Annotated in this window: 17 protein-coding genes; 5 read left to right on the top strand and 12 right to left on the bottom strand. The window is 76.3% G+C overall.

Features of this window, described 5'->3' with window-relative positions; genetic code table 11:
• Window positions 1–28: 28 nt before the first annotated feature.
• The 4 genes from PHK61_RS17620 to PHK61_RS17635 all read right to left on the bottom strand — a co-directional run bounded on the left by PHK61_RS17620 (window position 29) and on the right by PHK61_RS17635 (window position 4,515).
• The gene (locus PHK61_RS17620; RefSeq protein ID WP_274282311.1) at window positions 29–796 is read right to left on the bottom strand and encodes a CPBP family intramembrane glutamic endopeptidase; all 768 of its coding nucleotides are present in this window, start codon (window positions 794–796) and stop codon (window positions 29–31) included.
• Window positions 793–2,637 (bottom strand): alpha/beta hydrolase, encoded by a 1,845-nt coding sequence (locus PHK61_RS17625; protein ID WP_274282312.1) that lies wholly within the window; start codon window positions 2,635–2,637, stop codon window positions 793–795. The genes PHK61_RS17620 and PHK61_RS17625 overlap by 4 nt, the downstream gene beginning before the upstream one ends.
• Before the next feature lie 97 nt (window positions 2,638–2,734).
• Window positions 2,735–3,937 (bottom strand): amidase, encoded by a 1,203-nt coding sequence (locus PHK61_RS17630; RefSeq protein WP_274282313.1) that lies wholly within the window; start codon window positions 3,935–3,937, stop codon window positions 2,735–2,737.
• 17 nt (window positions 3,938–3,954) lie between these two features.
• Window positions 3,955–4,515: a hypothetical protein gene (locus PHK61_RS17635; RefSeq protein ID WP_274282314.1), complete on the bottom strand. Its 561-nt coding sequence runs from the start codon at window positions 4,513–4,515 to the stop codon at window positions 3,955–3,957.
• Between the two features lie 205 nt (window positions 4,516–4,720).
• Between PHK61_RS17635 and PHK61_RS17640 the strand changes: the two genes are divergently transcribed.
• Complete coding sequence (locus PHK61_RS17640) at window positions 4,721–5,353, top strand: L-threonylcarbamoyladenylate synthase (protein WP_274282315.1); 633 nt, start codon at window positions 4,721–4,723, stop codon at window positions 5,351–5,353.
• A gap of 31 nt (window positions 5,354–5,384) precedes the next feature.
• Here PHK61_RS17640 and PHK61_RS17645 read toward each other — a convergent pair whose 3' ends face one another.
• The 4 genes from PHK61_RS17645 to PHK61_RS17660 form a co-directional block, all read right to left on the bottom strand.
• Window positions 5,385–5,720, bottom strand: coding sequence for a hypothetical protein (locus tag PHK61_RS17645; protein ID WP_274282316.1), 336 nt, complete (start codon window positions 5,718–5,720; stop codon window positions 5,385–5,387).
• Window positions 5,717–6,199: an STAS domain-containing protein gene (locus PHK61_RS17650; protein WP_274282317.1), complete on the bottom strand. Its 483-nt coding sequence runs from the start codon at window positions 6,197–6,199 to the stop codon at window positions 5,717–5,719. The genes PHK61_RS17645 and PHK61_RS17650 overlap by 4 nt, the downstream gene beginning before the upstream one ends.
• A gap of 140 nt (window positions 6,200–6,339) precedes the next feature.
• Window positions 6,340–7,068 carry a sulfite exporter TauE/SafE family protein gene (locus tag PHK61_RS17655; protein ID WP_274282318.1) on the bottom strand — a complete coding sequence of 243 codons (729 nt, stop codon included), beginning with the start codon at window positions 7,066–7,068 and terminating at the stop codon, window positions 6,340–6,342.
• A gap of 42 nt (window positions 7,069–7,110) precedes the next feature.
• Entirely contained in the window at window positions 7,111–7,419 is a 309-nt protein-coding gene (locus tag PHK61_RS17660; RefSeq protein ID WP_274282319.1) for a DUF4333 domain-containing protein, read from the bottom strand.
• Window positions 7,420–7,799: 380 nt separating this feature from the next.
• Here PHK61_RS17660 and PHK61_RS17665 point away from each other — a divergent pair, with 380 nt between their 5' ends.
• On the top strand, window positions 7,800–8,525 hold the full coding sequence (locus tag PHK61_RS17665; protein ID WP_274282320.1) for a PP2C family protein-serine/threonine phosphatase: 726 nt from the start codon (window positions 7,800–7,802) through the stop codon (window positions 8,523–8,525).
• Here the strand turns inward: PHK61_RS17665 and PHK61_RS17670 are convergent.
• Complete coding sequence (locus tag PHK61_RS17670) at window positions 8,503–9,906, bottom strand: ATP-binding protein (RefSeq protein ID WP_274282321.1); 1,404 nt, start codon at window positions 9,904–9,906, stop codon at window positions 8,503–8,505. The genes PHK61_RS17665 and PHK61_RS17670 overlap by 23 nt on opposite strands.
• Entirely contained in the window at window positions 9,903–10,595 is a 693-nt protein-coding gene (locus tag PHK61_RS17675; protein ID WP_274282322.1) for a response regulator transcription factor, read from the bottom strand. The genes PHK61_RS17670 and PHK61_RS17675 overlap by 4 nt, the downstream gene beginning before the upstream one ends.
• A 114-nt stretch (window positions 10,596–10,709) precedes the next feature.
• Here PHK61_RS17675 and PHK61_RS17680 point away from each other — a divergent pair, with 114 nt between their 5' ends.
• The 3 genes from PHK61_RS17680 (at window position 10,710) to PHK61_RS17690 (ending at window position 13,416) form a co-directional block, all read left to right on the top strand.
• Window positions 10,710–11,204 (top strand): hypothetical protein, encoded by a 495-nt coding sequence (locus PHK61_RS17680; protein WP_274282323.1) that lies wholly within the window; start codon window positions 10,710–10,712, stop codon window positions 11,202–11,204.
• A gap of 280 nt (window positions 11,205–11,484) precedes the next feature.
• Window positions 11,485–12,390, top strand: a complete 906-nt coding sequence (locus PHK61_RS17685) for a sulfite exporter TauE/SafE family protein (RefSeq protein WP_274282324.1) — start codon at window positions 11,485–11,487, stop codon at window positions 12,388–12,390.
• Between the two features lie 294 nt (window positions 12,391–12,684).
• Window positions 12,685–13,416 carry an HAD family hydrolase gene (locus tag PHK61_RS17690; protein WP_274282325.1) on the top strand — a complete coding sequence of 244 codons (732 nt, stop codon included), beginning with the start codon at window positions 12,685–12,687 and terminating at the stop codon, window positions 13,414–13,416.
• Here the strand turns inward: PHK61_RS17690 and PHK61_RS17695 are convergent.
• Both PHK61_RS17695 and PHK61_RS17700 read right to left on the bottom strand, forming a co-directional pair.
• Window positions 13,397–13,702: a hypothetical protein gene (locus PHK61_RS17695; RefSeq protein WP_274282326.1), complete on the bottom strand. Its 306-nt coding sequence runs from the start codon at window positions 13,700–13,702 to the stop codon at window positions 13,397–13,399. The genes PHK61_RS17690 and PHK61_RS17695 overlap by 20 nt on opposite strands.
• Window positions 13,703–13,776: 74 nt before the next feature.
• Entirely contained in the window at window positions 13,777–13,959 is a 183-nt protein-coding gene (locus tag PHK61_RS17700; protein WP_274282327.1) for a MerR family DNA-binding transcriptional regulator, read from the bottom strand.
• Window positions 13,960–14,034: the final 75 nt, after the last annotated feature.

Here is a 14,034-nt window from a genome sequence, read left to right on the forward strand (position 1 = left end):
ACCGGCCCGGCGCGACACCTCGCACGACCTAGTGCGCGAGCGCGACCCCCGCCGCCACGAGGCCGACCGCGTTGGTGCCCAGGTGCAGCCCGATCGGGGCGAGCACCGAGCCCGTGCGGTGGCGCAGCCAGCCCAGGGCGAAGCCGCCGACGACCGTCACCGCGACGACGGCCAGCGCCGAGGTCCACTGCAGCGTCGGCGGCAGCGGCACCGCCGACGGTCCCATCGCCACGGTGAGGTGCCAGAGGCCGAAGGCGACGGCGGTGACGCTGAGCGCCACGCGGGCCGACAGCGAGCGCACCGAGTGCCCCTGCAGCACGCCCCGGAACGCGAGCTCCTCGGCGAGCACGGTGCCCAGCGGGATGAGGACGAGGCCGCGCAGCAGCAGGGCGCCGGGCGAGGCGCCGGCGAGCTGGGGGTTCTCGAGCAGGTCGGGGGCGGCGACGAGCACGGCGCCGTAGCCGAGCACCGCGACGCCGATCGCCGCGCCGCCCCAGCGCAGCCCGGCGCCCCAGGTGCCGCGGCCGATGCCGAGGTCGTGCCAGGTCAGGCCGAGCAGGCGCGCCACCGTGACCATCGCCGCGACGCCGCCGACGTTGAAGACGGCCTTGAGCACGGGGTCCGCGGGCAGGGCCGGGAGCGCGAGGTTGCTCCACGTCAGCAGCAGGACCGCGATCACCGCGGGCGGGGCGAGCCGCCGCCAGTGGCTGACCTTCTCGACGGGCTCGGTCTCCTCGCCCCCGGTGCCGTCGGCGGGCGGGCGTGCGGGCGTGGCCGTGTGCTGGGGAGCGGTCACTCCTCCAGCATGCCTGCCACTCTCTGCGTGTCCGCATCGGTCCACCCCGGTGGCGTACCCACGGAGAGCCAGCCGCCCACCATCACCTCGCGGTACTGGTGGCCGTGCCCGTCGGGCACCGAGAGCGAATTGGTGAGGTCGATGGTGACCTGCCAGAACGTCACCACGGGGTACCAGTCGACGGCCTCGGACACGTCCCGACCTCGGGGTTCGTCGAGCCAGTCGGGGCGGTGCCACAGCAGGCTCGGGGTCCACCAGACGATCGGGTCGGACGCGTGCTGCAGGTACACCACGTGTGGTGGAGACCACAGTCCCGGCGGGCGTGTCAGGTCCTCCGCGGTCGACCCGAACCGGACATCCCGCCCACCGGCGACCACGGGCAGGACGGCCGGTGACCCGGGATCGCGGCGCGCGGTGAGCGCCGCGTGCAGCCGGTTCGAGTTCGGCGGCCCCACCCAGAGCACCCCGTCGGCCTGCGCGCGGGCGTCGTCGAGGCTCGAGAACGCGGCCTCCGAGCCCAGCGCCCCGAGGCTCTCGCCGAACACGATCAGCCGCGGGCGCCGGTCGGGCGGGAGCCGGTCGACCCGCGCGTGCACGGCGTCGAAGAGCGCCCGCCCCTCGGCCTCGGCACGCGAGCGGTCGACCACGAACGACAGCCAGCTCGGCAGGTACGAGTACTGGGTGGCGACGATCGCGGAGTTCCCGCCCCAGATCATCTCCAGGGAGTCGGCGACCGAGTCGTCGATCCACCCGGTGCCCGTGGTCGTCACCACGGCGATCACCCCCCGGCCGAAGGCCCCGGTGCGCTCGAGCTCGGCGACGGCGAGCGCGGCGCGCTCCTCGGGGCCGGGCGCCGACATCAGCCCGACGTAGGCGCGGATCGGCGGCACGGGCCGCCGCCCGGAGGCCTCGCCGAGCTCGCCGAGGGTGCGCCCGCCCGTGACGAAGTCCTGTCCCTCGCGGCCCAGGGTGTTCCACCGCACCGCGGAGGCCGGCGAGCCCGAGCGCAGCGGTGAGATCGGCGCGACCACCCCGGCGTAGGGCTGCGCGTTGGTCGCGCTGAACGCGGCGTCCGCGACGCGCAGCCCGGTGCGCAGCACCAGCGCGTCGATCATCGTGGCGACGAGGACCACCACGAGCACCGTCCCGACGACCGTCGCGACCTGAGCGGGGAGGTGGGCGCGGCGCCGGAGCACGTCGGCGGCCCGGCCGGCGAGCCAGCGCACGCCCCGCCCGAACCCGACGATCAGGCCCGCGATCACGACCGCCACCGGCCCGGCGCGCAGCCAGCCGTCGGTGGTCGGCTGGGCGATGCCCATGAGCCCGGCGACCTGCCGCTGCCACGCCGCCCCGGCCAGCAGCATCCAGAGCAGCGCCACCGCCGCGGTGACCACGAGGACGACCCAGGTACCCGGCGTGAACCACTGCGGCGTCGCCCGCTGCAGCCGGACGGTGAGGCGGGTCCACCGCGCGGTGCGCCCGAGCAGCCACGCGAGGACGACGCCCAGCCCGTAGCCCAGCCCGGCCGAGACGCCGGTGGCGAGCCCCTGGAAGAGGTAGTCGCGGGGGATCAGCGACGGGGTGAGCGAGATGAGCGCGAAGGCGGTGCCGAGGACGAAGCCCGCCGGGTGCGCCCGGGGCACGTAGCGGACCAGCGGGGCCAGGCGCGGCGGGAGCAGCGGGGAGTCGCCGCCGAACTGGTGGCGCGCGCCGTCGCGGTGCCAGAGGTGGTGGTGCTCCAGCTCTTCCTCGAACTCCCGCTGGAACGCGGTGTCGAGGCCGCTCTCGGTGTCCGGGTGCGTCGAGCCCGCGGCCGTCGCCCGGGTCTCACGGTCCGCCACGGTCCCACCTTCTCGCGCCGCGCAAGCCGGTACGGGCGCCCCGCCGACCCGTGGGCGTGATCTTCCCGGCACCCGGTCGCCCGCGGCGGCGCGGTGATCAGCCCCGCAGCAGGGGTTCCAGCCAGCGGCCGGCGGCGAGCAGCGCGTCCTCGCGGTCGGGGTGGCCGATCAGGGCGAGGCCCAGCGGCAGGCCGGCGTCGTCGCGCAGACCGGGGACGGCGAGCGCCGGCATCCCGAGCAGGTGCCAGGGGCGGGACAGGACGGGGTCGCCGGTGCCCTCGGTCGCGAGCGGGGCGACCCCCAGGGCGCCGGGGACGAGCACGGCGTCGGCGTCCTCCAGCCGCGCGAGGACCGCGGCGCGCGTGGCCGCGGCGCGCTCCCGGGCGCCGGCGAGCACGTCCTCCGACACCGCCCGGCCCTCCGCCAGCATCGCCGTCAGGCGCGCGCCCAGCCCGGGCACGGACGGCACCACGCCCGCCGCCTCGGCGGCCATGACCGTGTGGTGGTCGGCGACCGCGGCGTCCAGGGCCACGTCGACGGGGGCGATCGCGGCCCCCTGCGCGCGGGCGCGGTCGACGGCGTGGGCGTGCGCCGCCCGCATCGCCGGCGACACGTCCGCGACCTCGGTGCCGTCCCAGGCCAGCAGCCGGGGCGCGCGGGTCGGGGCCGCGGCGGGCTCCCGGCCGGTGAGCACGCCGTGGACCAGGACGAGGTCCTCGACGCCCGCAGCGAACAGCCCGGGCGTGTCGAGGCTCGGTGCGAGCGGGTGGATGCCCTCGACCGACAGGGTCCCGCGCGTCACGGCGAGCCCGGCGACCCCGCAGAACGACGCCGGGCGGACCACCGAGCCCGCGGTCTGCGACCCGAGCGCGAGCGGCACCGTGCCGGCGGCGACCGCCGCCGCCGACCCGCTGGACGAGCCGCCGGGGGTGCGTGCGAGGTCGTGCGGGTTCCGGGTCGGGCCCGGGTCGAAGCAGGCGAACTCCGTGGTGACGGTCTTGCCGACCATCACCGCCCCGGCGTCGCGCAGCATCGCCACGATCGTCGCGTCGGCCGCGGCCGGCGGGGCGTCGGCGCGGGTCGGCGAACCGCAGACGGTCGGTACCCCGGCGACGTCGATGATGTCCTTGACGCCGACCGGGACGCCGGCGAGGGGTCCGGGGCCGCCCGCGTCCGGCGGGAGCAGCCCGACCCAGGCGTGCACACGGTCGTCGATCTGCTCGATGCGCCGCCGGGCGGCGTCACCGCCGTCGTGCGCGTCGACCAGACGCCAGGTCGTGACCAGCTCCCCGGAGTCCACGCCCGGGAGTCTCTCTCCTACGACGTCGGGATGGGCAGGATGCTCGTCTCACCGAGCTCGGGCGGCTCGTCGGCCGGGTTGGCCTGCGGGGTCCGCTGGGTGGTGCTCGACGAGGCCTGCTGGGTGTCGGTGCCGTCGGTGCCGCTGTCGGAGCCGGACGTCTCCGCGGAGTCGCCGGACGAGCTGTCGGCGGCGCTACCGGAGCCCGTGTCGTCGCAGGTGTCCTGGCCGGCGCCGTCGCGACCGAGGCCGAGATCCCCCAGCAGGCCGCCGACCAGGTCGTCCTGAGCGGTGTCGCAGGAGGCGGAGGCACGGTTGCCGTTGCCGTTGCCGTTGCCGTTGCCGTGCCCGTTGCCGTTGCCGTTGCCGTTGCCGTTGCCGTGCGAGTTGCCGGGGGACCGGCTGCTGCCGTCGTCGCCGTGCCCGGGCGTCGCGAGGGCGAGACCGGCGCCCGAACCGGCGAGCGCGAGCGTCGCCGAGGTGGCGACGATCCCGCGGCCGACGAGGCGGGCGACGCCGGGACGCCGGGCGGTGCGGTCGTCGATGGTCATCGCAGTGTCGATGCGGTGGGCACCCATGCGAGTTCCTCCTCCGGCTGGACCACTGTCCTCCGAACGGAGGAAAGAGGTTGCGGTCCCGCTCGCTTTAGGTCTCGTTTCGGTCACGACGCAGCGAGGAGTGCCCCGCTCCGGGCGACCTCAACCCACCCGACCCGGGCTACGGTCGGGACGGCGTTCCACCGGGGTGTTCCGCGCCCCGTCGTCGTGCTCCTACGCTGCGTCGATGGCGGCGACGACGACGGCGCGCTGGGTCGAGGTGCACCCGCGCAACCCCCAGCGCCGCGCGATCCGCGCGACGGTGGACCTGCTGCGCGAGGGCGGGCTGATCGCCTATCCCACCGACTCGTGCTTCGCGCTGGGCGCGATGCTGGGCAACCGCGAGGGCCTCGAGCGCATCCGCACGATCCGCCGGCTCGACGCCCGGCACCACTTCACGCTGGTGTGCCGCGACTTCGCGCAGCTCGGGCAGTTCGTCCGCATCTCCACGCCGGTGTTCCGGGCGGTCAAGGCGGCGACGCCGGGCTGCTACACGTTCATCCTCCCGGCGACCAAGGAGGTCCCGCGCCGGCTGCTGCACCCGCGCAAGCGCACGGTCGGCGTGCGGATCCCGCGGCACCCCGTGGTCGACGCGCTGCTCGAGGAGCTCGACGAGCCGCTGCTGTCCTCGACCCTGCTCCTGCCCGACACCGAGGAGCCGATGACGTCGGGCTGGGAGATCCACGAGCGCCTGGGCCACCAGCTCGACGCGATCCTCGACTCCGGCGAGTGCGGCACCGAGCCGACGACGGTCATCGACCTCTCCGGCGAGGAGCCCGAGCTGGTCCGGCAGGGCGCGGGCGAGGGCTTCGAGTGGTGACGGGCGTGGCGACGGGCGTGGTGGCGCCCGGTCAGCGCACGATGCGGGGCAGGCGGTCGGCCGCCGCACGCAGCGCCAGGTAGGCGTCCTCGAGCTCCCGCGCGGCGAGGTGGGCGCACGCGGTCCGCACCGCGACGGCCACCTCCGCCATCGCGAGGCGGTGCCCCTCGGTCGCGCCGCCCCGGCCCGCGCGGGCGCCGTGCGCGACGACGGCGGCGCGCAGCATCTGGTCGAGCCGGCCGTCGATCACCGCGGGCGGTGGCTGGGTGAGGTCGGCGAGGTGCTCGAGCGCCGCACGGATCGCGGGCCCGAGCTCGGGGGGCTGCCCCGACGGCGACTCCGACCCCGGCCGGGTCGCGGCGGTCACCGCGTGCCCTGGCCGGCCGGCACCCGGCCACCGAGGGCCGGGTGGGTCGCCAGGACCGTCAGGCAGCGATCGAGGGTCGTGAGGCGCAGCGGGCGCACCACCGTGCGGTGGGCGGCGACCAGCACCAGGCGCACGCCACGCTCGACGGCGGCCTCGTGGGCCGCGGCGAACGTGTCGAGACCAGAGGCCCCGAGGAACGTGACGCCCTCGAGGTCGCAGACCACCGACGGCGCCTCGGCGTGGGCGGTGGTGTCCGGGGCGGCGTCACGCTCCTCGGCCACGGCGCGGAGCGCGCCGTCGAGGACGTCGCGCAGACGGCCGGCGGTGAGCATGTCGACCTCGCCGAGGACGCGCACGAGCACGAGCCCGCGGCGCGGCTGGGTCGGGGCGACGGTCAGACCGGGCCCGGCCGGGTCGTCGCCGACCGGTGCGGGCCATCGTGTGGCGGCGTCGTGGCCGCCGGTTCGAGGCGCCATCATGGCGGGAGCCACCTCCCTGGCAAGGCGTCGTCCGCGAGCCTCGAGGGAGTGAAGCGTGCGGTGGCTGCCATCACTGTGCCCGTCCTCCCGCAGCCTGTCCACCGCGAGCGACCGCCCGAGCACGCACCGCGCTGGGTCGTTCAGAGCACCGACAGCCCCCGGACGACCGTGGCCAGGGCCCCGACCAGGGCGAGCACGATGACCGCCCGGCGGGCCGCCTCCGCCGACAGACGGCGGTGCACCACGTCGCCGAGCACCACGCCCACCGCGATCCCGGCGAGGCCGGTGAGCCAGACGACACCCCCGAGCGACGGGGCGCCCTTGCTCGCCAGCGCGACGAGGTTGATGACGAGCAGGACCACCTGGGCGGTCGGGACGAAGACCTCGATGCTCCATCGCCGGGCCAGCGCGAAGGCCGAGAGCGCCGGCCCGCCCACGCCCGCGGTGACGTTGACGAACCCGGCGACGGCGCCGGCGGTCAGGGCGCCGGGCGTCCCGTCCAGCCAGGCGCCCAGGCGGGGCACCAGCGAGAGCGCCACGGCGGCGAGCGCGAGCAGGCCGACCACGACCAGCAGCGGGCCCTCGGGCAGGGCGTCGACGACGAGCGCGCCGAGCGGTACGGCGACCACGGCCCCGGCCAGCAGCAGCCCGGCGGCCCGCGTGTCGACCCCGCGGTGGGTGCGCACGAGGACGATGACGCACAGCACGACCTGCAGCGCGTTGCCGAACGACACCCCGTCGCGCGGGCCCAGGATCGCCACGAGGAACGGCCCGCCGACGAGCGCGAGCCCCAACCCGGTCGTGCGCTGGGTGATCGCGCCGAGCAGGACCGGCCCCACGACGAGCGCCGCCGTCCCCGCCGCGCTCACGGGCGCGACGGGGACGGCGGCGTCATGCGGTCATGATGGGCCTCACTGCGGGGTGATGCTGAAGTTCACCGTGTCGCCCTCGACGCTCGTGACCTGCACCAGCAGCGACGTGGTCTGGCCCGCGTCGGTGCCGGTGCACGTGATCTGCGCGCCGACCTCGCCCTCGAGCGACGACGGGCAGCTGACCGCGGTCGGGGCGACCCCGTACTGCTGGGCGATCTGCTGCTCGACCTGGTCGGCGGTCACCACGGGGTTGCCGAACACCATGACGAGGGCGAAGAGCGCCACCACGATCGCGACGAGGCTGCCCACCACGATCCCGATGATCTTGGGCGCCTTGCTCTTGCGCACAGGTGGTGGCGGAGGGTAACCACCATATCCCGGAGCCGGGAGTGGCCCGCCGTAGGGCATGCCGGCCGGACCCTGCGGCATCGGGGGGTACGGGAAACCGGCGGGGGGCGGCGGAGCTTGCTGCGACATGGGGAACTCCTGGGATCGAGGCGAGAATCGGGGCGAGGATCGGGGCCTCCGGAGCTCCGACGGCTCCGTGGCGGCTGGGATGAGCATAGGACACGGAGAGCGACGAGCAAGCGGTCTCATTGCTCCATCAGAGTTATCTCAGAGTTCGCCGGTCCACGCGCGCTCCTCACGCCTCTCACAGCCGGCGTACAGGGTCGGCGGCGAGCCTAGGACCAGGACGCGCCACCGTCCGCGCCCAGCGAGGAGGACCCGTGAACGCCGCCGCCGTCGGTCCCTCCTCCACGTTCGCCGACGCGTCGCACGGGTGGGCCTCGCGCCGGGGCCCGCGCCACCACCAGGCGGACGCGGCCGCCTCCTACCGCAGCGCGGCGGGACGCCTCGCGGTCGCCGTCGTGGACGGGGTGGGCGACTCCGAGGCCGCGGGGTTCGCCGCCCGGCTCGTCGCCGACCACGCCGTGCGGGTCGCCGCCCTCGAGGGCCGCCCGGACCTCGCCGTGCTCGCCGCCCACGACCTGCTGACCAGCACCCGCGACCTCGTCCCCGGTGACGCGGCCGCCGTCGTCGCCCTGGCGCCGGGTGCCGACGACCCGCGGTGGCGCCTCGCCTGGGTCGGCGACTGCCGGGCCCTGGCCTGGGACGGCCGCGCGCTGCGCACCCTGACCGCCGACCACACGGTCGCCGCGGCGCTGCGCTCCCGCGGCCTGCACGTGCACCCGCGCCTCGAGCACGTGCTGACGGTCAGCGTCCGCACCGCCCGCCCGCAGGAGGTCGGCGTCGTCGTGGTCGACGACCCGGGCACGCTGCTGCTGGTCAGCGACGGCGTGCACCGCAGCGTCGCCGGGTGGACGCTGGCCGCGGTGCTCGCCGGGAGCGGGAGCGCCGCGGAGCAGGCCGAGCGGATCGTCGGCCTCGCCGCGGCGGCCGGGGCGACCGACAACGCGACGGCCCTGGTCCTCAGTCCGTCCGCGGGAGCGTGAGGCGCAGGCGCGCCCCCTGATCGTCCCCGACGACCCGGAGATCTCCCCCGTGCGCCCGGGCCAGGGCACGGGCGATCGGCAGGCCGAGCCCGGCCCCGCCGACGTCGCGGGTGCGCGCGTCGTCGAGGCGGACGAGCCGGTCGAACACCCGCTCCCGGTCCTGCGGCGGGATGCCGGGTCCCTCGTCGACGACGTCGAGCACGCCCCACCCGCCGTCCGGGCCGATCTCCAGGCGCACCGTGCCGTCGGCCGGCCCGTGGCGGCGGGCGTTCTCGAGCAGGTTCGCGAGGATCTGCGCGATCCGCGACGGGTCGGCGGACACGCGGGTCGGCGGGCCCGTGACCTGCACCGTCAGGGTCGGCGCGAGCAGCGCGGTCCGCTCGGCCTCGGCGGCGGCGAGCTCGGCGAGATCGACCTCGCGGCGTTCGAGCGGGGCGCCGTCCTCGATGCGCGCGAGCTCGAGCATGTCGGCCACGAGCGCGCCGGCCCGGCGGGTCTCGCGCACGAGGGTGGTGGCGATGCGCTCGCGCCGGGCGAGGTCGGCGTCGGGGTGGCGCACGAGCGACTCGGCGAGGGTCTGCACGCCGGTCACCGGGGTCCGCAGCTCGTGGGCGGCGTCGGAGAGGAAGCGCCGGGTGCGGACCTCGGAGCTCCGCGCCTCGGCCGCCGCGTCCTCGGCGCGGACCTGCGCGGTCTCCAGCGCGTCGAGCATCCCGTCGAAGGCGGCGGCCGTGCGTCCCAGCTCGGTGTCGGTGCGCTCGGGGTGCAGGCGCCGGCCCCGGTCGCCCGCCGCGATGTCGTTGGCGAGCGTCGTCATGTCGTCGAGCGGCCGCAGCGCCACCCGGACCACGGCGAGCAGCGCGACGGCGACCACCCCCAGCCCGATCGCCCCGACCCCGACCATGACCACGCGCAGCCGCGCGAGCACCACGTCGCTCTCGGCGCGTTCCACCGAGAGCACCAGCCGGGTGCCGTCGGGGACGCCGACGGTGCGCGCGAGGTCACGATCGGTGCGCCCGGGGCGCCCGGACCCGGGGCCGTCCAGCGGCGGGCGGCCCGGGCGGCCGGGCGGACCGAGGTCGTCGGCCGGGCCCGCGATCCGCCGCCCCGACGCGTCGACGAGGACGGCCCGGATGCCCTGGCCGTCGACGGCGTCCACGAGCGCCGCCCCGGTGGTCCCCGACGCGACGAGCAGGCCGGCGCGGGCCGCCCGGTCGTCGAGCCTGCCCTGCTGGTCGCGGCGCAGCTGGGCGTCGAGGGAGAGGTCGACCGCGACACCGATGACCACGAGCGCCAGCGCCACCACGAGCAGCACCAGCGCCGTGACCCGGAAGCGCAACGAGCGCGCCGCGGTCCATCGCCGGCGCAGGCCCGCCGTCACGCCCCCTCCCCCGGCCGCAGCGCGTAGCCGAGGCCGCGCACGGTGTGGACGATCCGCGGCCCGTGCGCCTCGAGCTTGCGGCGCAGCGCGGACACGTGGACCTCGACGAGGTTGGGGTCGTAGGCGTCGTAGCCCCACACCTGGGTGAGGATCTGGTTCTTGGTGACCGTGCGCCCACGCTGCTCGACGAGGTAGCGCAGCAGGCGCAGCTCGGTCGCGGTGAGGTCGAGGACGGCGCCGGCGCGGGTGGCGGTGCCCGCCTCGTCGTCGACGACGAGGTCGCCGACGGTCATCGCGGTCGGCACCCGGCCACGACGGCGCAGCACCGCCCGCACCCGCGACACCAGCTCGGCGAGCAGGAACGGCTTGACGACGTAGTCGTCGGCGCCGCCGTCGAGGCCGTGCAGGCGGTCGGCGAGCGCGTCGCGGGCCGTGAGCAGGACGATGCCGGCGTCGGTGCGGGCGCGCACCACGTCGAGCAGCGCGAAGCCGTCGCGGCCGGGCAGCATCACGTCGAGGACGACGAGGTCGGGGCGGAAGCCGTCGAGCAGTTCCTCGAGGCCGGTGCCGTCGTCGCGCCCGACCGCGCGGAAGCCGGCGTCCTCCAGCGCGTCGACGACCGACTCGCGGATCGCCGCCTCGTCCTCGACGACGACCACGCGCGCCGCTGTGCCCCAGGTCCCGCCCACGCCGGGATCCTGGCCCTCCGGTCCTGAACCGTCGCTGAAGACCCGGGGTGTTTCAGGTCCGGTTCAGGACCGGCGCCGATCGTCGGTGGTCCCCGAGCAGGAGTGGAGACCACGATGAGCGAGCAGGACCCACCGACCCGGCCGACCGATCCCGGGACGGCTACCGAGAGCCAGGACCCGGCCGGCCCCCCGACCCGCTGGCAGCGCACGACGCGCCCGTCGGGCTGGACCCGGCGCACCGCAGTCCTCGTGTCCGGCGTCGTCGGCCTCCTGATCGGCGTCCTGCTCGCGGGCGCCGTCCTGGCGGTCACGGTGGGCGGCCCGCGCGGCGACGGGCCCCGCGGCGGCGGCCCCGGGACGAGCGCCGAGGGGCGGGGCCCGCACGGTGGGCCCGGGGCGCCGGGTGGGCCCGGGCGCGGTCAGGACCGCGGTGAGCGGGGTGGCGCGTCCGGCCCGATCGTCGTGCAGGTCCAGCCCGGCGCGACGGTGCAGGTCGCGCCGGGGGCGACGGTGCAGACCGTGCCCGGTGCGGCCCAGCCGGGCCAGCCCGCGCAGCCGACACAGCCCGCGCAGCCCGCGCCGCCGGTCCAGCCCGGCGTGCCGGGCTGAGCGCCCGTCGTCCACGCCGGTGTGGCCGCCGTCACGGCGGTGAGCACGATCGCTGTCGGATGGTCCGCCGGCGTGTGACGATGGCTCCCATGTCCGACGCGGGAGTCCTCCTCGTGCGCCGCGCGCACGTGGATCTGCTCCGCGTCTCCTCGGCCGGGTGTTGCTCGCCCCGCCGCTGACCGTCCCCTGAAGTCCGGTCGCGGGCCCTTGCCCCGACCGGGCGTCGTCGTGCCCCGGTGTGCGGGCGCGCGGGCTCGCCCTGCCCCACCCGAGGAAACACGTGCGCACGTTCCTGCTCTTCGCCCTCGCGGGCCTGCTCGCCCAACTCGTCGACGGCTCGCTGGGCATGGCCTACGGCGTCACCTCGACGTCGGTCCTCCTGGCGGTGGGGACCGCGCCCGCCGTGGCCTCCGCCTCCGTCCACCTCGCCGAGGTGGGCACCACCCTGGCCTCCGGGGCGTCCCACTGGCGCTTCGGCAACGTCGACTGGCGGGTCGTCGGGATCCTCGCCCTCCCCGGGGCGATCGGCGCCGTGCTCGGCGCCTACGTCCTCGTCAACCTGACCGAGAGCGCCGAGCCCTACATGGCACTCGTCCTGCTGCTGCTCGGTGTCTACGTGCTGCTGCGCTTCAGCTCCCGCGCGGTGGCGAAGCGCGTCGTGTCCGGGCCGAGGCCCAGCGGCACGTTCCTCGGCCCGCTCGGCCTGGTCGCGGGCTTCCTCGACGCCTCCGGCGGTGGTGGCTGGGGCCCGGTGGCCACGTCCAGCCTGCTCGCCTCGGGCCGCCTCGAGCCGCGCAAGGTCGTCGGGTCGGTCGACACCTCCGAGTTCGTCGTCGCCCTCGCCGCCAGCGTCGGCTTCCTGTTCGCGCTGGGGCAGGAGGAGATCGATGTCACGGTCGTGCTGGCCCTGATGATCGGCGGCGTCGTCGCGGCCCCCTTCGCGGCCTACATCGTCCGGTTGCTGCCCGCCCGCGTGCTGGGCACCGCCGCCGGCGGCCTGATCATCATCACCAACACGCGCACGTTCCTGAACGGGATCGACGTGGCCGGCACGATCGTCACCGTCGCGCTCCTCGTGCTGGCGGTGCTCTGGATCGGGGCCATCGTCCTGGCGGTGCGCACCTCCCGCCGCGAACGCGAGCTCAACGAGCCCGCGGTCGCCGAGGAACCGTCGACGCAGGCCTGATCGCTCGCCCGGCGCCCGGCCTGGACTGAGCGAAGGGCACCTTCGGTCGGACCAGCCGGCCGAAGGGGCCCTTCGCGCGGAACGGGGCGCGCCGGCGCGGAGATCACGAGCACGTCGTCGACGTGGTGCTCGCCGGCGGGGCCCATGACGCGCTCGTGATCTCGCATCCGCACGCACCAGAAGATCAGCAGGTCGCCAGGCACCGCCGGACGGCGCTCTGGGGTGACTGTCGACCTGGTGATCTCCCGCGAACCGGGTCGCGCGCCCGCACCCCGCCCGCGCGATCATGGCGGGGTGCGCGCGCTGTTCGACCTCCCCGCCGCCTACCGTCCGTCCGCCGAGGACCGGGCCGCGCCGGTGCCGCCGATCGAGGCGGTGCTCTGCGACTTCAGCAACACCCTCTTCCGCATGATCCCGACCGACGAGTGGCTGCGCCGGATCGCCGACGACACCGGCCGCGCGCTCGACGACCCCGCGGCCGTGCTCGCGGCCCTCGACGCGGCGGCCGCCGAGCCCGAGGTCATCGCCGCGCAGGAGGGCCGCGACCTCGACGCCGACGCCCACCGCCGCGCGATGCGGGCGTGGTTCTCGCGCGTGGCGTACCTGCGGGGCATCGAGGACGCCGCCCAGGCGCGCGTCGCCGCCGAGGACTCCTGGGTGCCCTACCCCGACACCGGACCCTTCCTGCGGACGCTGGCCGACCGCGGCGTCCCGGTCGGCGTGGTCAGCGACATCGGCTGGGACATCCGCGGCCACGCCCGCGCCGCCGGCCTCGAAGAGCTCGTCGGCACCTGGGTGCTCTCCTGCGAGGAGGGCCGCGAGAAGCCGGCGCCCGAGCTCTTCCGCACCGCCTGCACGCGCCTGGGCGTCGACCCGCGCCGGACCCTCATGGTCGGCGACAACCCCCGCCGCGACGGGGGCGCCGCGGCCGCCGGGCTGCGCGTGTTCGTGCTGGCCGGCGAGCAGCGCGAGCGCGAGCGGGGCCTCGACGACGTGCTCGCGCTGCTCAGCCCACCACGCGCGTGACGCCGGGCGCGACGAGTTCGCGCACCACACCCCCGGACCGTCGGCCCGCGCGGCGCACCCACCCCCCGACCACCTGGGCCACCGACCACCCGTCGGCGGCGAGCAGGGCGGCGATCTCCCGGTCGGCCGCGCCGAGTTCCACCTCGGCCTCGGTGAGCACGTCGACCAGCCAGCGCTCGCTGCGGCGCACGACCTCGTCGCCGGTGCTCCCCGCGGCGAGCACCCGGCCCAGGTCGAACGGCTCGATCCGGAACGGTCCCGACGGCACCGCGTCGCGCTCGATCATGACGTCTTCCCCTCGTCCGCAGAACGGGGTCGACGCTACGGGGGCGGACCGACATCGCCGGGGCGTCGGCGGCGCTACTCCTCCTCGGCGATGCCGATCTGGCGTCGGAGCTTGGCCACGTTCCACCGGTACTGCCCCGACGGCAGCGTGATCTCCGGCGTGACGAGACCCTGCGTCACGTAGCGCTGCAGGGTGCGCGCGCTGACCCCGAGCGCCTTCGCGGCCTCGGGCGTCGACACCAGATCCGACGGCGACATGCCGGTCACCCTATGTCGCCGCTGTCGTCCGAAAGACGGGAACAACGCCGGTGTCGTCAGTTTCTCCTATGGCAC

Origin of the sequence: Actinomycetospora lutea (assembly GCF_028737205.1) — a bacterium.
Lineage (GTDB): Bacteria > Actinomycetota > Actinomycetes > Mycobacteriales > Pseudonocardiaceae > Actinomycetospora > Actinomycetospora lutea.